Genomic DNA, 19488 nt, shown 5'->3' on the forward strand with positions numbered 1-19488 from the left:
GCGCCGCGATGAGAGACACCCTGCGAAGCCAGCGGTTCCGCCAGGCGCGGGAGGATCAGTGGCGCACCCTGGACCGGTTGCTCGACCGGGCGGAGCGGGGATCGGTTTCGAACCTTACGGACGCCCAGCTGTTGTCCATTCCGGTCCTGTATCGGGCGACGTTGTCCTCGCTTTCGGTGGCGCGGGCGACATCGCTGGACCGGAACCTGACGGCCTATCTGGAGGCCCTGTGCACCCGGGCGTACTTCTTCGTCTATGGCCCGCGGACCACGCTGCTCGAACGAATCGGGGGCTTCTTCGTGACCGACTGGCCGCGAACGGCGCAAAGGCTCTGGCGCGAGACCCTGATCTCGTTCGCCTTGATGCTGATGGGCGCAGCGATCGCCTATGTCCTGACGCTGCACGATCCGGGCTGGTATTCGGCCTTCATTCCCGCCAACCTCGCCGGGGGGCGTACGCCTGAGGCCACGACGGCGGCGTTGAGGGTTGTGCTCTACAGCCAGGATAACAAGGGATGGCTGGCGCCGTTCGCCGCCTTCCTGTTCACCCACAACGCCCAGATCGCCATCCTGGCGTTTGCGCTGGGCTTCGCCTTCTGCCTGCCCACAGGCGTGCTGATGACGACCAACGGGTGCGCCCTTGGCGCAATCTTCGCGCTGTATGTAAGCCATGGCCTGGGGTTCCAGATGGGCGGTTGGCTGCTGATCCATGGCGTGACCGAGTTGTGGGCGGTGACGCTTTCGGGGGCCGCGGGTTTCCGTATCGGCTGGCGGTTCGCTTTCCCAGGCGAGGCGCAACGGCTGACGGCGGTGGCCGAAGCGGGACGGGAGGGCGCCATGTTGATGTTCGGCGTGATCGTCATGCTCTCGATCGCGGGCCTTCTGGAAGGTCTCGGGCGTCAGCTCATCACGTCCGACTGGGCGCGCTACGCTATCGCGGGGTTCAGCGCGGTGGCTTGGGGCGTCTACCTCTATGCGCCGCGTCCCGGCGCGCGGCGGGAGGGCGCGCAGTGACGGACACCTATGTTCCGCCGTCCCCGCTGGATACGCACCGCATTCGTGAGCTGGTGACGCCCGAAGGGGTGGACCTGCAGCTCCGCCTGGCCGACGCGGGCGAGCGGGCCGGCGCCTTCCTCATCGATGCGGCGGTCATCGTGGGTGTTCTCATCGGGGCGACCATTGCGCTGGCCTTGATCGCCGTGGTGGTGCGGGCGCCGTTCATGCCCCAGGCGATGGTGGTGGTCTGGCTGCTGGGCTTCTTCCTGCTGAGGAATTTCTACTTCATCGGTTTCGAGCTGAGCGGGCGGGCCGCGACCCCAGGTAAGCGCATGATCGGGCTGAGGGTCGCATCGCGCAACGGCGGCCCGCTGACCGCCGACGCCATCTTCGCCCGCAACGCCCTGCGTGAGATCGAGGTCTATCTCCCCATGAGTTTCATCCTAGCCAATGCAGGCGGTCTGGGCGGCTGGATGGTCACGGCGGGCCTGGTGTGGAGCGGTGTGTTCGCCCTGTTCCCCCTGTTCAATCGCGACCGGCTCCGGGCTGGGGACCTGGCGGCCGGCACCTGGGTTGTGCGTGCGCCCAAGCGACGCTTGGGGATCGAGCTCGCCCGGCGTGCGGAAGCGGAGGCGCCCTTTGCGTTCACGGCGGCTCAGATCGGCGCCTATGGAGAGGCCGAGCTGCAGGTGCTGGAGGACGTGCTGCGCTCCAACAACAGCCGGGTCGTCGCCGATGTCGCGATGCGCATCCGTCGCAAGATCGAATGGACGTCCACGCCGGGCGAGCGCGACGGCGCGTTCCTGGACGCCTACTACGCCGCCCTGCGTGGCCGGCTGGAGACCGGGATGCTGTTCGGTCGGCGGCGTCGCGACAAGCACGACCGTCCGGTCTGAGGCGGCGTTTCCAGAGCCGGTGGTGGCGGCCTCACATCTTTTCTAGTCGAAGACCTGCGCGACGCCGCTTGAGCCCACACCTTCCTTGATCGTTCGCAGCTCCGCATAGATGGATACGGCCAGATACGTACTGATTGGGGTGAAGATCGTGGCAAGTACTCCATCAATGATGTCGTTCATCACCAGGGCGGGCGTCAGCACGTCCTCCCGCATGGGCTTCAAACCGAAACCAAACGGCGCCAGGAAAACCGCGTAAATCACCGCGCTTCCCAGCCCATAGATCAGGAATAACAAGAAGATTTCCCAGCGAAAGCCTTTGGTCAGGTCGGCGCTGCGACTGGCCGATCCGAACACGCCGGTATCTTCTATGACTAGGGCGGGTGTGCTCACGGACCATTTGATTGCGAAGATCACGCCCGGAACGATCAGGAGAATAAGGCCGAATCCGATGGCTATCTGCAATAGGATTGCAAGGCCAAACACGGGCAGTACGTAGGGGAACCCATCGGAAAGCATTTTCCAAATGCTATCCGTTCGAGGCTCGATTAAATTCTTGATAATCGCCGCCTGAAAAACGGATGCTAGGAAAGTGGGGATCAGGGAAAAGACGAATTTCAGAAGTAACGCGCCGACGCCGTTTATCTGTGATGAGTTGTGTGAAATCGTGATCGCGCGCAGGAGGCCGAAGACCACTCCCGGCAGACCGGCCAATAAGATCGCTAGGATGGTGCGATTGAGGATGTTGCTCCTAAGATAGGTTATGGTTCGGTGGAGAACGCGCGCTTTGTCGAAGTGGTCACGATCCAGTTCAATGGCGACCATCGCGCCCTCCGTTCCAACTAAGCATTACGGGTAGCTGATGGTGCTGCGCGGCGCAGACACCTCTTACGGATGCCCGATCCGTCGTGTTTCTGTTATGATAAAGGTGATCGGAACGGAAAGGGCCGGCTCTCCAGGAGCCGGCCCTTGGAACACCTCGGGCGCCCGATCAGCTTTCTGTAGGATTGGTGGTGGCGAGGCTCGGCTTGTCGCGCCCCGCCTTTGCCTCACCCAGCAGGCGGGCGGCGAGACCGCCGAGCACGCCCCCGACGATGGGCGCCAGCCAGAACAGCCACAGTTGCGAGATGTAGGCGCCGCCGGCGAACAGGGCGGGCCCTGTGCTCCGCGCCGGATTGACCGAGGTGTTGGTCACCGGGATCGAGATCAGATGGATCAGCGTCAGGGCGAGACCGATGGCGATGGGCGCGAACCCGCCCGGCGCGCCGGGTGCGGTCGATCCCATGATGATCAGCAGGAAGAAGAAGGTGGCGACCACCTCCATGACCAGGCACGACACCAGCCCGTAGTGGCCGGGGCTGAGATCGCCGTAGCCGTTGGCGGCGAAGCCGCCCGCGACGAAGCCCGGCTTGCCGCTGGCGATCAGATACAGCACCCCGGCCGCGGCGACCGCCCCGAGGACCTGGGCGACGACATAGGGCAGGATATAGCTCGCCGGGATGCGCTTACCCGCCCACAGGCCGATGGTGACGGCGGGGTTGAAGTGTCCGCCCGAGATCGGGCCGACCGCGTAGGCCATGGTCAGCACTGTCAAGCCGAACGCCAGCGACACGCCCACGAAACCGATGCCCAGGCCGGGGAAGGCCGCAGCCAGGACCGCGGCGCCGCAGCCCCCGAAGGTCAACCAGAATGTGCCCAAGAATTCTGCGGCGGTTTGTTTCAACGTCGTCATTATCAACCCCTCTACACATTGGAACAGAATGTGTTCCTCGGTTGGCAGAATGGTCTCTGCACCTCAGGGATCACCCAGCCCGTCAGATACTCTTGCAAGATTCCCGTTTTTTGCAACGATTGGTTTCACATCTGCGAATTCTGGATTTCGGGGGCCGGGCCGACCTCGCCCATCCGTGCTTGGTTGGCGGGGTGTTCGTGCTGGCGACGGGCGGGCGGCTTCTGTAATCGGTGACGAATGCGAAGCCATCGAACTGTCAGGGCGCTGCAGGACCGGATCCGCTCGGGGCGGTTTCGACGGACCTGCGTTTCGGTCGGCGCCGCGATGGCCGTGTTCGTCGGCGTCTGCACGACGGCTGGACGAGCGGACGGGGTCCGCGCCGCGCCGGCGGTCTCCACCCGATCTCCGATACAGCCGCCTCCCGCCCTTGCCGCCCGCCTGCAGATGCTGGGGGCCGGGTTCGACGGACAGGTGGGGATCGCCGTCGAGGACGTGCGTGAGGGCTGGGTTGCGGACTACAACGGTTCGATCCTGCGTCCGCAGCAGAGCGTCAGCAAGCTCTGGGTCGCGTTGGCGGTGTTCAAGACGGCGGACTTCGGCGGACTGAAGCTGTCCGACCCGGTGCTGGTGCGCCGCAACGACATGAGCGTGTTCAACCAGCCGATGCAGAAGCTGCTCGGCAAGGATGGGTACGACACCACCATCGACGGCCTGCTGGTGGGCGCGATCGCGCAGAGCGACAACGCCGCCAACGACATCCTGGTGCGCCGGCTGGGTGGGTCGACCGCCGTGCGGCGGGCGCTGGCCGACGAGCGCATCATGGGGATCCGAACCGGTCCCGAGGAGCGTGTGCTGCAAAGCAAGATCGCCGGGGTGCGGTGGAGGCCCGAATACTCCTTCGGCCGCGCCTTCTGGGCTGCACGTGATCTGGTGGCGCTCGATGTGCGCCGGGCGAAGCTGAACGCCTACGTCGCCGACGCCGACGATGGCGCGACGCCGCTGGGGCTGGTGGACGGCCTGAGCCGGCTGCAACGCGGCGAACTCTTGTCGTCGCCGTCCACGGCGCGCTTCCTGCAGATTCTGGCCTCGACCGAGACCGGGCCAATGCGTCTGAAGGCGGGCCTGGGGTCCGGCTGGTCGATCGCGCACAAGACCGGGACCGGACAGGACCTGGGCGATCTTTCCACCGGCTACAACGATGTGGGTCTGCTGACCGCGCCGGACGGCCACACCTATGCCGTCGCCGTCATGATCGGCGCGACCCGCCGACCGATACCCGAGCGGCAGGCGCTGATGGCCGACGTGGCGCGCGCGGTGGTGGCGCAGCACGACGATCGTCAGGGTCCTGCCGCGATGGCGCGCTGAGGCGCGTCAGCCGCCCCCGCTTCCGACTCCGCCGACGACGTTGAACACGTCGCGTCCCATCGGCTTGGCGCTCGGCTGCGCTGCGTAGCCAAGGTGCGGCAGGTGGAAGATGTCCTCCAGCGTGCGCAGCAGGCTGTAGTGGTTGTAGGGCAGGTTGGAGACCGTGCCGGGCGCGATGAAGGGCGACAGCATCACCGCCCCGATCTGGCCGCCGCCAGGCCCGATGATGCCGGGCCCCTGGATCGTCGTGCCCTCCACCTTGGCCTTGCGGTCGATGTTGGGTCCCGGCAGTTCCCCGCAGCAGGCCGAGGCGTCGCCGTACAGCACGTCGCGCTTGTTCACCTTGTCGCGTCGGTGATGCATGTCGGACTCGTCGAAGGTGATGATGATCAACCCGTCCTGCTTGTAGGCGGGCGAGGCCATGATCCTGGGAACCCAGGTCTTCAGGAAATCGTCGACCGTGGCCAGGCCGCTGGCTTCGTGATCGACGCAGCCTTCGCCGCCCGCGCCGTCATGGCCGTCGTGGCAAAGGTTCGGAACGATGTAGCTGAGCGCCGGGGTGGTGGCGATGTCGGCCAGGTCCGTCGCCAAGGCGGGCAGGGGAACCACGGCGCGTTCGCAGGTCGGCGAGTCGATGATGGAATGGAAATAGACGAAGGGGTCGTGCCGGGCCGCGTACTGGTCCTTGGGCGTGGCGACCTGGGTTCGGTCCTTGGTCCCGATGGCGGGATGGCCGCATCGCGCCGCCTCCCGCGTGGGGTCCGCGCCCATGTCCTCCATGTAGCCCTTCCAGTTCAGGCCCGAGGCCGTGAGCTGGTCGGCGATGGTGTGCACGGCCTTCGGATAGACGCAGCCCTTGCCGACCGCCTGGCCATAGGCCGCCCAGCCGGTTTGGACGAAGGGTTCGAACACCTCGCAATCGTCCTGGGTCGTGGCGTTGACGCCCTGGCCGCTGATCATGGCCAGATAGTTCCCAAGGCTGTTGTGGGCGGTGCCGTAGTAGCGGGTCAGAAGCGCGCCCTGGCTGGCCAGGTCCTTGGATAGGTAGATGGCTTTCGAGACATGCCCGAAGGTTATGTTGATTTCCTCGTTTTCCATCATGATGATGAATACATGTCGAACGGGCGGGGTGGTGTTCGCCAGGGCGCTGGCTGGCGTAATGATCAGGAAGGTAAATGCTGCGATTCTGCAGAGAATAGTTTTTGATATAAATCTGCAAAATGAATGTATTTTAAATGTCATCGACGTTTGACCTGCGAAGTGCCTTTGGATTTGTAGGCGCCGCCGATGAATTTGTCAGCTGAGTTGTGATTCTTTTCCGCATTAATCGGCCTGTCGGTGCAACTGCCCGATGGGGACTCGGGTATGTCACGGGAAGGCGCTATGCTGGACGTAGGTTTGTGCAGGAGGCGATATGTTCTCACGCAATAACGAAACGCGCAGCTCGGTCTCGGAAGCGCCGCCTACGCCGCAACCGGAACCCGCCGCGCAGAGGCGGACCACCCCGCGCCCAGCTTCGGTGCTGGCGTCCGACCTGGTGTTCGAAGGGCATATCCGCGGCAAGGGCGAATTGCAGATCGACGGTGTATTCTCGGGCGACATCGAGGCCCGCCGTTTGCTGGTGGCGCACAGCGCACGGATCGAAGGTACGATCCGCTGCGAGGTGGTCGAGATCCGCGGGCGGGTGAAGGGCGACATCCAGGCCAATGTCGTGAAGATCTACGAGACCGCCCACGTCGAAGGCGACGTACTACACCGACAGCTTTCGGTCGATGCGGGCGCCGTGTTCGAGGGCCGCTCCCAGCGCATGGCCCCGGAGCCGGAAGCCGCGTCCCCGCCGTCGCCGCATCTGCTGGAAGGGCCGCCTGTCCTGGAGACCGCCGCCGCCGAGCCAGTGGACTGATCGTTTCCGAGGGCGGTGGGTCTACAGGCCGCCGAGGCGCCCAGCCTGATAGTCCGCGATCGCCTGAACGATCTCCTCCCGCGTATTCATGACGAAGGGCCCGTGCGAAACGATCGGTTCGCCATAGGGAAGGGCGTGGCCGAAGATGAACACCGCATCTGTCGTCACGAAAGGCGCGATGCTGCCGGACAATGTGGCGCAGGCCCATGGGCATCCTCAGCGGTGGCGACCGCAACGCCAGACACGTTTGTGACCGCCTATTTGCCCGTTTCGGTTCCCCTGGAACAGGGGGCGGAGCGGCGGGCCTCCACATTAAAGCGCTGCGTCCGGCGCTAAGTGGCGCTCATATGGAAACATGGACTTGCAGGCGCACCGCCGCTGGGTATATTCCGCGCCCTTCGCCGGTCTTTCCAACCGCGAAGCCGCCCTAGGGCGCGTATGTCCCTGTGGTGGGGTGGCCGAGTGGTTGAAGGCGCACGCCTGGAAAGTGTGTATACGGGAAACCGTATCGAGGGTTCGAATCCCTCTCCCACCGCCAGGGACTAAACGCCACCCGTCTCTCCTGAGGCGAAAGTCGTTGGAATTCCAACGACATATAGGTCTTTTGCGCTTCCGAACTGTAGCCACGAATCACCCAACGAACCGAAGTTCGTGTCGCGAAACGGGGAAGTGCAAGGCGCGCTGCGGAGACCGCAAAACCACTACAGTTCGGGATTTGCGTCGACGTCATAGTGAGCGTTTGAGTGGCCTGGGGCTAATTCCCCCGTTGGCGCGTAAGGGTTTGCTGAGGCTCCCAGGCAGGCCGCATTTGGGCGCCTCAAAACGATAGTCGTCGAAGTACGCTTTTGCGCTATTTCAGGCTTATTTTGCGGCATTTCGCCTCGATTTTCAGGGGAGGGCCGTAATTCCCCACCCCCTTTCTCATTGAATTTCAAAGGCAGGGTTACGGCGGGCGACTTGTGCGCACAAATTCGATTTCTCGACAGACATACAAGCACGCGAAAAAGCGACTTTTGGGCTAATTCCCCATAACCCCTCCACGCGTATTCGTGAGCGAAAACAACAATCTTCCCCACTGAAAGTCTGGATAAGTACGGGGGATTGGGGTTTAAAGCGACTGCCGTTATTCCTACCTCTTTCATGCACGTCGCCTCCCATCGCAGCGCCTGGTGAGAGACGGTGCCGAACGGATGAGTTTTAGGGGCATTACGGTGCGGCGAGACTTGTAGGGGCATTTAGCGTGCGGCTCACCGTCGACGACGTCCCCCGCATGGACGTCGAGGATCTGTTCACCGAGAGGCTGCTGGACACAGACAGGAGCGCTCGCTGCACTTTATCCGGTTGGCGCTGCTGGAGTGATTATCAGTGGTGCAATTTGTACATTGACGCGCATTGGCTTCATCTTGAAAGTCGCTTGCGGGTGGAGATCCGAGCAGACCGACGCGTGGTCGCGCAATATTCAATTCGCGTTGAGAGATCGACCTACCGCGAGACAGACCGCACGTATCTGATCTGCCCCAAGAGTGAAAAGCGCGTGGAAACGCTCTACCTTGTCGATTGGATATTGGCTGCCCGTGAAGTGCATGACCTCCGGTATCCGCCGAGGGGATCGGCCCGTCGGCTCACGGTCGCCGATAGGAACGCCGCCGCTGCTCAGCGAGAGAACATCAAATTCTGGGAACAGGAAAAAAAGCGGAAGGCAGCTGAGGCGGAGAGGGATCGGCTGTACGATCAACAAAGGGACGATCCGACGACGCGCGCCGCCCTCAGGCGATTTGGTCATCAACATCCCCGATATGTAGAAAATTCCGCCAACCAGATGATCAAAAATCTTGATCGAGACAACGACGATTCCAAGCCGAACTACACGACGCTCAATCTACCGATGGCGATCCTGGAAGATCATCCGATGATCGATATAAGGGTCCTGGCAGCGGAGGGATACCTGCGACGAGGTGAGCGGACGATTGTTGGTCTTGATTGGAGCTGCGAGCCCGGGCGAGTTTTTGTAATGTTCAATTTAATGGAACGATCATCGCCTTGGGCGGGAATTCTGTTTGCTCGTGGCGTGGCTGGTCGTGATGTCTTGCAACAGGTGTTCGAGCTCACACCTCCACCCGATACGGGTCGCCACCGCTACAGCTTCATCTGTCCAAACAGCGGCAAGCCCGCTGAGGTGCTGGCTTATCGCGGAGGACGCTTCGCCCCTCGGCAGGCGCAGCGCCTGGTCAATCGGTCCCAGCGCAAGACCAAGCCGTAATAGCTCCTATAGAGCGCGAAACCACTTGCGCTGGGCCGTCCACTCAAGAGGGACGTCGGCCTCCAGCAGCATCTTGGTGGTGAGGCTCGGTGAATGCCGGCCGCCCAGGATATCGAGCTGGATGTCGGGGGCCAGGAACGCCAGTTGCGCCAGACGCACGAGGTAGGTGCTGGCCGGGGCGGCCTTGATCTGCATCTGTCCCTTGAGTGGAGATCCGCCGAGCGCGCTCACCACCGCATGGGCCTGGCGCAGCGCCCTCACCAGACCTCGATTGGCCGCGCGCGGCGCGGTGGTGGCGATTTGAGGCGCAGCGCCGCGGATCCATGTGCGGCCACCGCGAAACTGCATCCGCACCGGCAAGCTGATCCGCAGCGTCGTGCGGTCCGGCTCATTGACGATCCGCTCGCCATCGCCGAGCCGACCGCGGAGTTCGTCACCTAACAGGTCTGGATGCAGATCGGGTCGCAGCGCCTCTTTGCACACCACCAGTTCGACGCTCGCCTCGCGCAGATCGATCCGTCGGAGCATTTGGGGAAGGTCGTCGGTGGTGAGGCTGGGCTCGAGTGTGAATCTCGAGAGCTGCTGCACCATGAACCGTTCAAAAGGCTCAGCGGGCACCCGTCGCGGGGGAGCAGATGGATCGTCATCGTCGGATTGGGCGGCGTCGACATAGTAGCGGTAGGCCTTGCCGTGCCGGTTGCGCCCGAAGCTTGGGGTCAAAGGTCGATCGCCGCCGGTGAACACCAACCGCTTCAGCGGCGCGCGCACAACCGAAGCGACCACATCGGCGCGACGCCGCTGGTTGAGCCGAAGCTGGCGTTGAACGTTCTCGAACAGCTCCACGGACACGATCGGCGGATGCTGGCCTGGGTAGAGAAGATCCTTGTGCTTGATGGACCCGACATAGTGCGCGTTGGAGAGGAGATGATAAAGCGACCCGCTGTTGAACGGCAGGCCGCCCATGGTGCGGCCCGCGCGCGTGACCCAGGCTTTTGAGCGCAGGCCGACTGCGCGCAGTTCGTCGAGCAGGGGGTTTACGGAGCCTAGTTCAGCATAGCGATTGAAGATCAAGCGCACGACCTGCGCCTCGGTCTCGATCACCACCAGCCGTTTGTCCTTCACCTCGTAGCCGAGGGGGAGGATGCCGCCCATCCACAGGCCCTTGGCCTTCGAGGCGGCGATCTTGTCTCGGATCCTCTCCCCGGTGACCTCGCGTTCGAACTGAGCGAACGAGAGCAGGACGTTGAGCGTCAGGCGTCCCATCGAGGTGGTGGTGTTGAACGCCTGGGTGACCGAAACAAACGAGGCGCCCTTGCGATCGAAGATCTCCACGATGCGCGCGAAGTCCGACAGCGAGCGGGTGAGGCGATCAACCTTGTAGACCACCACCACATCGATCAGTCCGAGCTCGACGTCGGCGACCAGCCGCTGCATGGCCGGTCGCTCGAGGTTGCCCCCGGAGAAGCCGCCATCGTCGTAGGCGGTGGGCAGCGCCTGCCAGCCTTCAGACTTCTGCGAGGCGACATAGGCCTCGCAGGCCTCCCGCTGGGCATGCAGGGTGTTGAAAGCCTGCTCCAACCCCTCCTCGGTGCTCTTGCGGGTGTAGATGGCGCAGCGGCGAGGAACGGGCGCGGTCATGCGCTGCCGCTCGCGCGCAGACCGAAGAACCGGGGCCCGTTCCACCGAGCGCCGGTGATCTCGCGGGCGACCGAGGAAAGGCTTTCGAACAGCCGGCCCTGATAGAGCACTCCACCCTCGACCACCTCGGCCCGGTGGCGCACCCCCTTCCACTCCCGGATTAGCACCGCGCCGGCCGGCGGACCTGGGGCGACTGTCGCGCGCGTACGCAGGGCCTCGGCCAACCGCGGATCGACGCCGCCGGCGTCCTGCACCTGCAGCTGCCAAGCCAGCATGCAGCGCAGCAGGCCTGGCGAGCGCAGGGGCGGGGGATCACCGTAGCGTTCCGCCCAGAAGGCCCGGAGCGCCCGGAGGTCCATGACCTCGAGGCGCTCCACAAGCTCAACCGTCTTCGCGCTCACTGCGGCGTCTCAGCCTTGGGGCCGCGCTTACGCTTCGGCTTGGGCGGCTCGATCCGATAGAGCCGCGTCCCGGCTGGCTTCTCTGAGATGATGACGAACCTTTTGGCCTTCAGCGCACCGGCGATGGCGCCGCGGATGGAGTGAAGCTGCCAGCCGGTGGCGTCGGAGAGGTCGTAGATGCTGGCGCCTCCGGGCCGTTGCATCAGCTCCACCAGAATGGCGAGCTTGCCGGTCAGCTTAACCGGCTGGGTCGGCGCGACCGCGGCGGCCGTCGCCGTCGCAGGGGCAGGAGGAGGGGGCGCTGCGCCTTCAGCTGTTGGGCGCGTTTGGGAGGAGGTCATGGTCGGTTCCTTCAGGTCGGCCCGTCCGGATGGGCGGTGCACGACCTCAAGGCCCCCGTAGGCGTCCCTCGGCGGCGGCGGCGGCCCAAGGCCGCGCGCAGGTCCGACAGGCGCTCCGCTCAGCGCCGTTGTCCAGCGCAAAGGTGCTGCAGATCGCCCTTGGGCGGGACGACAAATAAGCCCCACGCCGCGGCTGCGACGTGGGGCCGAAGTCTGGCGATCAGGACAGGCTGGGCCGGCGATCGCCGCCGATCACCGCGATCTTACCGCCTGTCTGGATGGGCGTAATCGGTCGTGCCGGTGTGGGTCGCCGGATGCGCCGCGTCGACGCAAGAGTCGTTCCAGTAGATCATCTCAAATATGGAGGTGGGCTGCGAACCATTGACCGTGCCGATCGTCGCCTGCTTGTTGTCGTCGGTCTCCAGGGTGACGATGAAGGTGTCGAAGGTCCCGAACTGGGAGTTGTCGGACTGGTTGGCGACGAACCTCACACCGCCGTTATAGGCGCCAAAGCCGTTCTTGCCATCGACGACGCCGCAGGTCGCCAGCATCTGAGTACCGGATTTATCCCGGGGGTGGCGGACGACGAACTCATTGGAAAATCGTGCTGAGGGCGGATCTTTCAGCCTCGCGCTGACCGCGTGCTCCGCTGAGATCTGCGCGCGGGTGTCAGGGGAACAGCCGCTCAGAGCGGCGATCGCAAGCGTCCCCAGAAGGCAGGCGGGAAGGCGCGGTCGGCGGCCGATGGTGATCATGATGTCCCTCAGGTCTGTCGCCCGGTCTGGGCGGTGCACGACCTGAAGGCCGCTGGCCGAAGGGGCCTGCGGCGGCGGGGAGCGCCCGAGCGCCTCCGCAGACCGACAGGTGCTCGACGTGTTTAGGAAGTCCAGCGGATTTGCGCTGCACTGGCCCTCTAGCCGCAGTCCATCGGCTTCGATACTCTCCCGCCTGGGTTGGTCCACAGACCAACCTGGGGCGTAGGAACCCCTCGATTAGGCGGCTCGTGTGCAGCCGTCACCAGCACTCCTCGACCATGCGGTCGGGGAGGCGTCAGAGTATGTCCAGGGCGCAAGCCTAAAGTCTGGCGCGGCTCTCCTAATCGAGGCTTCCTAACTCCCCGATCACCAGGGGGAGTCGGGATCGTGGAAAGTATCGACGTATTTGTGGTTCTGCTCGCCATTTGCGGCTTGGGCGGGCTGCTGCCCGCGTCGATAGCCTCTAAGAAAGGGCACAGCTTCGGGCCATGGTGGATATACGGCTCAGTCCTGTTTTTGATCGCGTTGATCCACGCCTTGGTCCTCGGGCAAGCCCGACGTTGTCCCCACTGCGCTGAGGGAATCCGCCAAGAGGCGAAGGTCTGCCCTCACTGCCAGCGCGACTTGCCGGCCATGCAGCCCTCTCTCGTCGCGAGCTGAGCCCGACCATGCCCGAGGTTCAAAAGGCCGGCGGATATGCCGATCCCGGCCTGGTCTACATCCTGACCAACGCCGCCATGCCGAACTATGTGAAGATCGGCCTGACCCGCAAGGACGACGTCAGCGAGCGGCTGAAGCAGCTCGACACCACCGGCGTGCCCATGCCATTCGAGTGCGCCTACGCCGCGCGGGTCCCGGACTGCGCCAGACTTGAGAACGTGCTGCACCGGGTGTTCGGCGACAAGCGCGCCCGCAGCAATCGGGAGTTCTTCACCGCCGACCCCGAGCTGGCTCGGCTGATCATCGACCTGGTCAAGATCGAAGAGCGCTCGCTCAGCGACGCCGAGCAGGGCATCAGCTCCGAGGAGCGCGAGACCATTGAGGCGGAGAAGGAGCGCAAGGCCGCGCCGCTGACGTTCGACAAGCTCGGGCTGCCGCCGGGCACGGTGTTGCGGTTCATCAAGGACCCGAACGTCACCTGCGAGGTGGCGGGGCCGAAGAAGGTGCGTTTCCGGGGCGAAGAGGTCAGCCTCTCCCGCGCCGCTCTGACGGTGCTGCACGAGATGGGGTTCAACTGGCCCACCGTCTCCGGCTGGACCGCCTGGACCTACGACGGCGTCAAGCTCTCCGCGATCAAGCCGGTTGAGGGGTGAGGATGCCGATCTCAGCAGCCAGGCCTCGCCTGCTTGCGGCGTCGTTCGTCGCGCTCGCCACGCTGACCGCATCCGTCAGCTTCGCCGCCACCTCAAAGGTGACTGTGGAGGACGACCGGTTCAGCGCCAACGCGACCTTGATGGGGCCGCCCATCTCCATCAAGCCGCCTGGCGAAACGTACCGGACGTGGCGCATCCGTAGCTTCGTGGGCAAGAAGGCTGGGCGCGTCACCCACCAGCTCTATGTGCAGATCAGCTATGTCGACTCCGGTTGGCGTCTATATGAGATCGCTGCCGACGATGCCGCATCGCCACTCGAAGTGACCAAGATCGCGAGCAGTGTCGAGGAGTGTAGCCGTGGGACCTGCACCTATATCGAGACGGTCGGGGTCGATCTCGACGACGGCGTGCTTAAGAGCCGTATCGGTAAGACCTATGATCTAAAGCTCAGCGCCAAAAGCGGCGACAGTGTTATCTTGTCGGTCTCGCCGGATCAGATCAGCAAGCAGATGGATGCGATCGAGGCCGAGAAGGCGGTGCTGGCTGGTCTGCCGCCGCCGGCGCCGAAGGAAGAGCCCGTCGTCCCACTCGCGCCTCAAGGACCGGGCGCTACCGCCGCGATTGCTCAGCCAAGCGACGCTGTGCTCGCAGTCGCGCGCAAGGTGCTGGTCAGCCAGGGCTATACCTTGGCCGCCGTCGCCGATCCGAACATCGTCGCAACCTTGCCGCTGGCCCACAAGCTGACCACGCGCCAAGCCGACTGCGGCAAGAAATTCGGCATCCCCTACCTGTGGGATGGCCGGGCCAAGACCCAGGTCACGTTCACGGTGACCGCCGCCGACGGAAAGCTGACCGTGCGCGCCGGGATGGACGGAATCTTCAAGGTCGCCGTCGGCGTTGACGACCTGCCACTGACATGCACGCCGACCGGCGCGCTGGAGGCTGAGAACTGGCGGCGATCCAGGCGGCGCTGCCGCGGCCTTGACCGGTGTTTGGCTTTTCTCAGACTCTCAGCGAGTCCGCTTTCTGGAAGTGCCCTTTTCCGAAGCCACTCATCGCAGCTCCGCCCTCAGGAGCGGCCCTTCGCCGGCCGGTTGGCCTCTGAAAGGCACCATGGGGCTGCCTCATAGACGAGCTTGCCGGGAAGGTCGCCTTCCCCCCTCCCGAACGCCTTACGCAACCTCGGACTGCCCCGCAAGGTCGCCCAGGGGCGAGGACCGCGTTTGCCTGCTCCAGAGCGTGGTGATTCGCGAAGTTCAACTTTGGATGGTTAACGGTTAAGGTCGCAAGGGGCGAATGATTCTTGCGATCGCCCGGGGGGGTGGCGATCGATGAGTCTTCTCGACCTTGAGAAGCCCTTGAAGGCGACGGCGGCCGGGCAGTATCTTGGGTATTCGCTCCAACAACTTCGTCTGTGCCATCATCTCCTGAAAGTCCCGGACGGCGATACTGTGTCGCTGGAATACGTCGACGACGTCGCGGTCCATCGATCAAATGGGACCCTGCTTTTAGAACAATCCAAGAGCGCCTTGACGGGCAATCCCGCGGCGGACCGTGCCGAAGATCTCTGGAAAACCTTCGCCAACTGGGCGGACCTTTGTGTCGCAGGGACTGTGGACCCCAAGACCACTGACTTCCGGCTCTATGTGACGCCTGTTAAAATAGGGGCGTTGGCCGGTGAGTTACACGCTGCGATGGGCGCAGACGCGATTGCAGCCGCCCTCATCAAGATCAAGAAACTCGTCGATCCGAGGAAGCCTGACGTGGGCTGCGCGCCGCAGGTGAGCCGCTTCCTTAACGCGGGCGATGAGGTCTGTAGCTTCATCATCCAGCGCTTCCAACTCGCGACCGAGGCCGATCCGGTAGAGAGCGTCCGTGAGTTTGTGCGGGTCGGCGTTCCTTCCGAAGCGCAAGACGACCTGACCGCCGCCGTAGTGGGCATGGCGCGGGACCGGATCGACAAGCTCATCCGGGACAGGCAGACGCCGGTGATGTCGGCAACTAATTTCCGGCGTCAGTTTCAAACATTTGCGCGACGCTCCAACCTTGCGAACCTGCTTACCTCTAAAGCGCCAGAACCGACCGACAGCGCCATCAAAGAGGTCGTCAGCACGGGGCCGACGTTCGTGCGTCAGCTCCAGGTCATCAAAGCCAGCGATGATATGCTGGTCACCGCCGTCAGCGACTATCTGCGGACGACCACGGACAAGGTGCTCTGGGCCGACGAGGGAACAATTGTCGAGGAGTCGCTGGATGACCTCGATGCTCAACTGGTCCGTCAGCACAGGATCATCAGGGACGAGATTGAGGATACACTCGCGAGCAATGACGAGCCCGCCCGCGGCCGGGCCATCTACCGGCGCTGTGCGGCGACCACGCTGCCGCTGGACGGCCAAACTTTGCCCAACCATTTCGTGGCCGGCGCCTACAATTGCCTGGCCGACGGACGTCGGCTCGGCTGGCACCCGTCCTATCAGACCCTTTTTCCGGAAGAATAGAGCGGCATGGCTGAGTCTGAGATGTCGCCCGTCGCCCTCGTTCAGAACCCCGCGTTCGGCTCCCTCCTGTTGTGGAGCTTTGGCCGCGGCTATCAGGCCGAATGCGTGGGCGACCTACCTGTGCTCACCTCCCTCTTCCTGACGTTGCCATTGGTGCTCCACGGCCCGACCATGCGGCTCATCAAGCAAACCAATCAAAGCTCCGGCCTCGCAAAGTTTGTTTCCAAGCTTGGCGACGAGCGTGAGCGTTTGTTTGCAATCCATGACCGCGCCGTTGCCATGCGCCCTCTGACGCTGGAATCTCTTGCTGCAGGCGTTTCAGCGAAGCTTTTAAAGATCGACTATGACACCGCTTTGGTCCGCTCCAACGAGGCGAAACCGCCAGCGGGGCCTGAACGCTTGAAATACCATGTCGCGAGCGCTGAGAAGATTGGGCGCTGGTTCGCTCGGCTACCGCCAAATCAAGTCTTCTCGCTCCTGCAGATCGAACCCTGATGCACTTCCAAATCCTCAAGCTGATCCTCTGGTCCAAAGCTGGTCATTCGCCGCGTGTGGTTGAGTTCGAACCCGGGATGGTCAACGTCATCAGCGGCGCCTCCAAGACTGGCAAATCGGCGGTCATTCCGATCATCGATTATTGCCTCGCCTCGGGAAAATGCAGCATCCCGGTCGGGACGATTCGAGACGCTTGTTCCTGGTTCGGCGTCGTCATTGAGACCATGGAAGGCCAGAAGCTGCTCGCGCGGCGGGAACCCGGCGACGCGCGCCAAACCGGCGACATGCTCCTTTTGGAGGGAAACACGGTCGAGATTCCCGAAGAGGCGCCCACCAAGAACACGACGGCTGACAGCGTAAAGCGGATGTTGGATAAGTTGGCGGGCCTCTCCCAACTGGGGTTGAACCCCGAAGCGGAGATCGCCCGCGTCAGTTTTCGTGATCTGACGGCGTTCACTTTCCAGCCGCAATACATCGTCGCAAACCCGATGGTGTTGTACTTCAACGCTGATACAACTGAGCACCGCGAGAAGCTGAAGGCGATCTTTCCCTACGTTCTGGGAGCCCTGACGCCCGAAATGTTGGCGGCTCGGTGGGAGATCGAGCGGCTCTCGCGTGATCTCCGCCGGAAAGAAGCCGCCCTGCAGGCGGCTAAAACCGCGGTTCGCGCCTGGCAGACCGAAACCCAAGCCTGGATTCGCAACGCCATTGAGTTTGGGCTTCTGTCTGTCGACACCCAGATTCCAACCGCGTGGAATGAGGTGGTCGACCTGCTCCGTCGCGCCGCCAACGCCAATACCCGCGCCTCGTTCGCAACCCTGGGCACGATAGAGCCGACAATGCAGCAATTGCACGCTCTACGCCAAGCCGAGAGCGATGCAGCGGCGAACCTGGCCGACCAGCGGCAGCGGTTGAACGAAATCCAGCGGTTGCTGAGCACAAGCGAGACCTATGGCTCGGCAATCCGGATACAACGAGATCGCCTGAACATAGCCTCCTGGATGCGCGCACGGGCGGACGACGCGGGTGATCCGCTAGTGGCGCTCGGCGAAGGGGGCCGCGACAAGCTGGACGCGCTGACCGAGGCGCTCGCCGGAATAGATGTTCAGCTTCGAACGCAGCCCAGGATGTCGGATTCATTCGACAAGGAGCGGCTGAGGTTGCGTGGTGAGGTCGAGGCGGCGACTGCCAAGTTAACCGCTGTCCGGCAGGAGATCGCCTTGCTCGAACAGAGGTCAGAGCAAGTCCGAACTGCAACCTATCGGCAGGACCGTATCGAGCGGTTCATCGGCCGGCTGGAACAAGCGCTCATATCGTTCGACCGTTCCGAAGAAGGCTCCTCCGTGGCCGACGAGGTCGCCCAATTGAAGATCAGGATCGAAGAACTTAGGGGAATCTACTCCGAGGGCCAGGTCGGACGAAAGACAGCCAATGCGCGGCGTCAGATCGAAAACTTCGCCGCGACGATTATTCCAATGTTGGACGCCGAATGGCCGAACGCCCCTATTGAGCTCGTCATCAACGACCTGACGATCAAGGTCATTCACACGGAGCGCGAAGACTATCTCTGGGAAATCGGCAGCGGCGCGAACTGGCTCGCCTACCATGTCGCCGTCACGCTCGCTCTGCAGCGCTTTTTCACGGGCGAGGTGAATCACCCGGTGCCCGGCATAGTGATCTACGACCAGCCCAGTCAGGTCTATTTTCCACGCGGGTTTGATGTTGTCGACCCGACGAGCCTCCTTGGCCGAACGCGTGACGAGGATATTGCTGCGGTTCGGAAGGTTTTCGAAGCGATAGGACGAGAGATTGTGCGCGCCAAGGGTCAACTGCAGGCCATCGTCTTGGACCATGCGGGCGCGGATGTCTGGGGTGAACTCGAAGGCGTGACCCTTGTTCAGCAGTGGCGCGGTGCCCAGAAGCTCGTGCCGCCGGAATGGCTTGGGGAGGTAGGCCAAGCCGCGCCAGATGGCGATGAATAGGCTTGTCGAGGATTCAACGGGGCAGTGTCAGAGGGAGCTGACAACTTAACCGATTTGGGTCGGGGAGGGGGCTTGGACGACTTCAGCCTTACGCGGCTTGGCTGGCGATCGCCCACTCGCGGTGAGCGGCCGCCCGTAGGGTGCGGTGACCGGCTCGGGAGATCAGATGAGGTTGGGTGTCGAAGCAGTTGTAGATGGCGGCGTGGGTGGCGAGGAAGCGCTGGGCTGAGCCTTGGCTTTTGAATTTGAGCATCTTCCGCTCTCGCCTGCGGATCGGCAGGTGCGAATTTTCCGCCCGGTTGTTCAGGCGCCGCCCCTCGGTTCGATGGCGGTCAACCAGGCCGAGATCCTTCAAGGCCGGGCGATACGAGGCGAGCTTGTCGGTCGTGATCGTTTCAGGGTGAACGCCCTGGCGCTTCAGCAACCGCCGCAGCAGCTTCAGGGCGGCGTGTTTGTCGCGACGCTTTTGTGCGAGCATGTCCAGAACAACGCCTTCGTCGTCGACGGCCCGCCACAGCCACATGCGCTGGCCACCAATCTTCACCACCATCTCGTCGAGATGCCATCGGCCGGTAGGCGAGGGGCGTCGCCGGCGCAGGTTGGCCGCGATCAGCGGGCCGAATTTGTTGACCCAGCAGCGGATTGCCTCGCGGCTGACCGCGATTCCGCGCTGGGCGAGCAATTCCTCGACGTCGCGCAGGCTCAAGCTGAAGCGAAAATAGAGCCACACCGCATAGCGGATCACCTCGGCGGGGAACCGGTAGCGCTTGAACGACAGCGGTTGGACCATTTCCACCTCCAAAAGCCGGTTTCAGGCCCAGACTGGAGACGTTTTAACGTTAGACTGCCAGCTCCCACGTTACCTCGCATAAGTGCACATGCCACCGTCTGCACGCAGCTTAACAGTTAGGCTCAAC

19 protein-coding genes and 1 tRNA gene are annotated in these 19488 nt (G+C 63.4%); 11 read left to right on the forward strand and 9 right to left on the reverse strand.

Going from position 1 to position 19488, the window contains the following annotated elements:
* Window positions 1-8 precede the first annotated feature (8 nt).
* A complete protein-coding gene (locus GSQ87_RS00870; protein WP_158912675.1) occupies window positions 9-1013 on the forward strand; it encodes a stage II sporulation protein M in 1005 nt (334 codons plus the stop codon).
* The gene (locus tag GSQ87_RS00875; protein ID WP_254062683.1) at window positions 1010-1891 is read left to right on the forward strand and encodes an RDD family protein; all 882 of its coding nucleotides are present in this window, start codon (window positions 1010-1012) and stop codon (window positions 1889-1891) included. Before GSQ87_RS00870 ends, GSQ87_RS00875 begins: the two co-directional genes overlap by 4 nt.
* A 42-nt stretch (window positions 1892-1933) precedes the next feature.
* Here the strand turns inward: GSQ87_RS00875 and GSQ87_RS00880 are convergent, their stop codons facing one another.
* Together GSQ87_RS00880 and aqpZ are read right to left on the reverse strand one after the other, a co-directional pair.
* Entirely contained in the window at window positions 1934-2713 is a 780-nt protein-coding gene (locus tag GSQ87_RS00880; RefSeq protein WP_158912676.1) for a hypothetical protein, read from the reverse strand.
* A gap of 166 nt (window positions 2714-2879) precedes the next feature.
* On the reverse strand, window positions 2880-3620 hold the full coding sequence (gene aqpZ / locus GSQ87_RS00885; RefSeq protein ID WP_158912677.1) for an aquaporin Z: 741 nt from the start codon (window positions 3618-3620) through the stop codon (window positions 2880-2882).
* 324 nt (window positions 3621-3944) lie between these two features.
* Between aqpZ and GSQ87_RS00890 the strand changes: the two genes are divergently transcribed.
* A complete protein-coding gene (locus GSQ87_RS00890) occupies window positions 3945-4985 on the forward strand; it encodes a serine hydrolase (RefSeq protein WP_158912678.1) in 1041 nt (346 codons plus the stop codon).
* A 6-nt stretch (window positions 4986-4991) separates the two neighbouring features.
* Here the strand turns inward: GSQ87_RS00890 and GSQ87_RS00895 are convergent, their stop codons facing one another.
* Entirely contained in the window at window positions 4992-6086 is a 1095-nt protein-coding gene (locus GSQ87_RS00895) for an alkaline phosphatase family protein (protein WP_216838880.1), read from the reverse strand.
* A gap of 313 nt (window positions 6087-6399) precedes the next feature.
* On the opposite strand from GSQ87_RS00895, the gene GSQ87_RS00900 reads away from it, so the two are divergent.
* Window positions 6400-6888, forward strand: coding sequence for a polymer-forming cytoskeletal protein (locus tag GSQ87_RS00900; protein WP_158912680.1), 489 nt, complete (start codon window positions 6400-6402; stop codon window positions 6886-6888).
* A 21-nt stretch (window positions 6889-6909) separates the two neighbouring features.
* Here the strand turns inward: GSQ87_RS00900 and GSQ87_RS23025 are convergent, their stop codons facing one another.
* The gene (locus GSQ87_RS23025; protein ID WP_158912681.1) at window positions 6910-7080 is read right to left on the reverse strand and encodes a pirin-like C-terminal cupin domain-containing protein; all 171 of its coding nucleotides are present in this window, start codon (window positions 7078-7080) and stop codon (window positions 6910-6912) included.
* Window positions 7081-7336: 256 nt separating this feature from the next.
* On the opposite strand from GSQ87_RS23025, the gene GSQ87_RS00910 reads away from it, so the two are divergent.
* Window positions 7337-7426, forward strand: a tRNA-Ser gene (locus tag GSQ87_RS00910).
* Window positions 7427-8128: 702 nt separating this feature from the next.
* On the forward strand, window positions 8129-9148 hold the full coding sequence (locus GSQ87_RS00915; protein WP_158912682.1) for a hypothetical protein: 1020 nt from the start codon (window positions 8129-8131) through the stop codon (window positions 9146-9148).
* Window positions 9149-9154: 6 nt separating this feature from the next.
* On the opposite strand, the gene GSQ87_RS00920 is transcribed toward GSQ87_RS00915, so the two are convergent.
* The 4 genes from GSQ87_RS00920 to GSQ87_RS00935 all read right to left on the reverse strand — a co-directional run bounded on the left by GSQ87_RS00920 (window position 9155) and on the right by GSQ87_RS00935 (window position 12283).
* Entirely contained in the window at window positions 9155-10786 is a 1632-nt protein-coding gene (locus GSQ87_RS00920) for a recombinase family protein (protein ID WP_158912683.1), read from the reverse strand.
* Window positions 10783-11187 carry a DUF2924 domain-containing protein gene (locus tag GSQ87_RS00925; RefSeq protein ID WP_216838882.1) on the reverse strand — a complete coding sequence of 135 codons (405 nt, stop codon included), beginning with the start codon at window positions 11185-11187 and terminating at the stop codon, window positions 10783-10785. The genes GSQ87_RS00920 and GSQ87_RS00925 overlap by 4 nt, the downstream gene beginning before the upstream one ends.
* On the reverse strand, window positions 11184-11528 hold the full coding sequence (locus GSQ87_RS00930) for a DUF3489 domain-containing protein (protein ID WP_158912684.1): 345 nt from the start codon (window positions 11526-11528) through the stop codon (window positions 11184-11186). Before GSQ87_RS00930 ends, GSQ87_RS00925 begins: the two co-directional genes overlap by 4 nt.
* 263 nt (window positions 11529-11791) lie before the next feature.
* Window positions 11792-12283, reverse strand: coding sequence for a hypothetical protein (locus tag GSQ87_RS00935; RefSeq protein WP_158912685.1), 492 nt, complete (start codon window positions 12281-12283; stop codon window positions 11792-11794).
* A 668-nt stretch (window positions 12284-12951) separates the two neighbouring features.
* Here GSQ87_RS00935 and GSQ87_RS00940 point away from each other — a divergent pair.
* From GSQ87_RS00940 to GSQ87_RS00960, 5 genes are all read left to right on the forward strand, one after another.
* The gene (locus tag GSQ87_RS00940) at window positions 12952-13596 is read left to right on the forward strand and encodes a GIY-YIG nuclease family protein (protein WP_158912686.1); all 645 of its coding nucleotides are present in this window, start codon (window positions 12952-12954) and stop codon (window positions 13594-13596) included.
* 2 nt (window positions 13597-13598) lie between these two features.
* The gene (locus GSQ87_RS00945) at window positions 13599-14726 is read left to right on the forward strand and encodes a hypothetical protein (RefSeq protein ID WP_158912687.1); all 1128 of its coding nucleotides are present in this window, start codon (window positions 13599-13601) and stop codon (window positions 14724-14726) included.
* Between the two features lie 201 nt (window positions 14727-14927).
* Window positions 14928-16094 carry an ABC-three component system protein gene (locus tag GSQ87_RS00950; protein WP_158912688.1) on the forward strand — a complete coding sequence of 389 codons (1167 nt, stop codon included), beginning with the start codon at window positions 14928-14930 and terminating at the stop codon, window positions 16092-16094.
* Between the two features lie 6 nt (window positions 16095-16100).
* Window positions 16101-16589, forward strand: a complete 489-nt coding sequence (locus GSQ87_RS00955) for a three component ABC system middle component (RefSeq protein ID WP_158912689.1) — start codon at window positions 16101-16103, stop codon at window positions 16587-16589.
* The gene (locus GSQ87_RS00960; protein ID WP_158912690.1) at window positions 16589-18571 is read left to right on the forward strand and encodes a DUF3732 domain-containing protein; all 1983 of its coding nucleotides are present in this window, start codon (window positions 16589-16591) and stop codon (window positions 18569-18571) included. Before GSQ87_RS00955 ends, GSQ87_RS00960 begins: the two co-directional genes overlap by 1 nt.
* A gap of 88 nt (window positions 18572-18659) precedes the next feature.
* On the opposite strand, the gene GSQ87_RS00965 is transcribed toward GSQ87_RS00960, so the two are convergent.
* Window positions 18660-19361, reverse strand: a complete 702-nt coding sequence (locus tag GSQ87_RS00965; protein WP_158912691.1) for an IS6 family transposase — start codon at window positions 19359-19361, stop codon at window positions 18660-18662.
* Window positions 19362-19488: the final 127 nt, after the last annotated feature.

The sequence above is a fragment of the Caulobacter sp. S45 genome (assembly GCF_009765965.1).
Taxonomy (GTDB): domain Bacteria; phylum Pseudomonadota; class Alphaproteobacteria; order Caulobacterales; family Caulobacteraceae; genus CAHJWH01.